Origin of the sequence: Allobosea sp. (genome assembly GCF_030694325.1) — a bacterium.
In the GTDB taxonomy this organism is placed as follows: domain Bacteria; phylum Pseudomonadota; class Alphaproteobacteria; order Rhizobiales; family Beijerinckiaceae; genus Allobosea.
On sequence record NZ_JAUXYO010000240.1, the window covers coordinates 1 to 2596 of the forward strand.

The window sequence follows — 2596 nt, forward strand, 5'->3', positions numbered from 1 at the left end:
GCTGGCGCCTGATGGCGCGCGCCGCCAACGCCATCGAGCCGCGCGACTATCGCGAGCGCTGGGAGCTGCGGGAGCGCGCCATCAGCGCCGCCTATCTCGCTTATCAGCGCTCCGCCGGCCGCAATGACGAGGCCGCGTCCCTGGGTCTGCTCGCCCGCATCTTCGAGCGCCACGAACTCTGGCGCCCGGCGCTGACGACCTACCGTCTCAGCCTCGATCTCGTCGACAACGCCTCGCTGCGTACAGCCTATGAGGGTCTGCGCGAGCAGCGTGGCTTCCGCCTGACCGGCAACAAGGTCGATGCCGATGCCGCGAGCCCGCGCGCCTGCTTCGAATTCTCCGAGCCCCTGGCCCGCGGCCGCGTCGATTTCGCACCCTATGTCGCGATCTCCGGCGGCAGAAACCAGCAAGGATCGGGCGATTTCGCCGTCACGGGCGAGGAGCGCCAGATCTGCGTCGACGGTCTGCGCCATGGCGAGCGCTACGGCTTCGTCATCCGCCAGGGCGTGCCTTCGGCAATCCCCGACGAGAAGCTGCTGAAATCCGCCGATTACGAGGTCTATGTCCGCGACCGCACGCCCTCGGTGCGCTTCACCGGCAAGAACTACGTGCTGCCGCGCACGGGCCAGCAGGGCGTGCCGGTCGTCTCCGTCAATGCCGACAGGCTCGACCTCGAAGTCATGCGCATCGGCGACCGCAACTTGATCAACTCGGTCCATTCCGAGGATTTTCTCGGCCAGCTCGGCGCCTATCAGTCGAAGCAGATCGAGAGCGACAAGGGCCAGCGCGTCTGGACCGGGTCGATGGAGGTCAAGTCCGAGCTCAACAAGGACGTCGTCACCGCCTTCCCAGTGGTGGAGGCCGTCGGCGCGCTGAAGCCCGGCGTCTATGTGATGTTCGCGAAGCCCAGCGGCGGCCGCGCACCTGCTCCCTCCGACGGCGATGGCGACTATGACGACGGCACGACCCGCGCGACGCAGTGGTTCGTCGTCTCCGATCTCGGCCTGACTTCCTTCTCCGGCCCCGACGGCGTGCATGTGCTGGTGCGCTCGCTCTCCGACGCCGCGCCCGTCGCCAATGCCGATCTGCGGCTGCTGGCGAAGAACAACGAAGTGCTGGCGACGCTCCGCTCCGACGCCAACGGCTATGCCCGCTTCGATGCCGGCCTCGCCAGGGGCCAGGGCGGCAATGCGCCGGGCCTCGTCACCGCCTCGCTCGCCGAGGATTACGGCTTCCTCGACCTGAAGCAGACGGCCTTCGATCTGGCGGATCGCGGCGTCAAGGGCCGCGTCGCACCTGCAGGCCTCGACGCCTATCTCTACACCGAGCGCGGCGTCTACCGCTCCGGCGAGACGGTCTATCTCTCCACCCTGCTGCGCGACGCCCGCGGCGCCGCCGTCACCGGTCTGCCTCTGACATTGGTCGTCAAGCGGCCCGATGGCGTCGAATACCGCCGCCGCCAGGTCGAGGATCAGGGCGCCGGCGGACGCGCCCATTCGATCCCGCTGCTCTCGGGCGCCGCGACCGGCACCTGGCGCGTCCAGGCCTATGCCGATCCCAAGGGCCCCGCGATCGGCGAGGTCTCCTTCCTCGTCGAGGATTACGTTCCAGAGCGGCTCGAACTCACCCTGTCCCCGAAGGCGCCGGTCCTGCAGGCCGGCCAGCCGGCCGAGATCGACGTCAGCGCGCGCTATCTCTACGGCGCCCCGGGCTCAGGCCTCGACGTGACCGGTTCGATGACGATCCGGGCCGCCGGCCAGTCGGCCATCCCCGGTTTCGCCGGCTATCAGGTCGGCCTCACCGACGAGGCCTTCGAGGCCGTCCAGTCGGAATTCGAGGAGGCGACCACGACGGACGCCGCCGGCAAGGTCACGGTGACCAACCCGGTCGCGCAGCCGGAGACCAACCGCCCGCTGGAGGCCGAGTTCACCATCCGCGTCGGCGAGCCCGGCGGGCGCGCCATCGCCCGCTCGGTGACCCTGCCGATCGTGCCCAAGGGCGCAGCGATCGGCGTCCGCAAGGCGTTCAAGGACGGCGAGCTCGGCAACGGCCAGACCGCGAGTTTCGACGTCATCATGGCCAATGGCGACGGCCGCCGCCTCGCCAGGGCCGGCGTGAAATGGACCCTGTCCAAAGTCACCCGCAACTATCAGTGGTTCTTCCAGGACGGCCGCTGGAACTATGAGGGCGTGAAGTCGACCCGCCGCGTCGCCGATGGCGAAGTCGCGGTCACGGAGGCCGCGCCCGCCCGCATCGCCGCGCCCGTCGAATGGGGCAATTACCGGCTCGACGTCGCCGCCGACGGACCGGACTCGACCGAAACCTCGGTCTCCTTCAGCGTTGGCTACGAGGCCGACAAGACCGCCGACACGCCCGACGTGCTGGATGTCGCGATCGACAAGGCGGCCTATGCCGACGGTGAAAGCCTGAATGTCCGCCTCAGCCCCCGCTTCGCCGGCAAGGCCACGCTCGCGGTCATCACGGACCGCGTCACTGAGCTCCGCACCATCGACATCGCTGCCGGCGGCACCACCGCGAGCGTCCCGGTCAAAGCCGAATGGGGCGCAGGCGCCTATCTCGTCGTGCTCGCCCACCG

At 69.2% G+C, this 2596-nt stretch carries 1 protein-coding gene; it reads left to right on the plus strand.

What is annotated here, in order from left to right; translation table 11 throughout:
* Window positions 1-2596: alpha-2-macroglobulin family protein (locus Q8M82_RS15940; RefSeq protein ID WP_305692309.1), on the plus strand; the 2596-nt coding region annotated here is incomplete at both ends.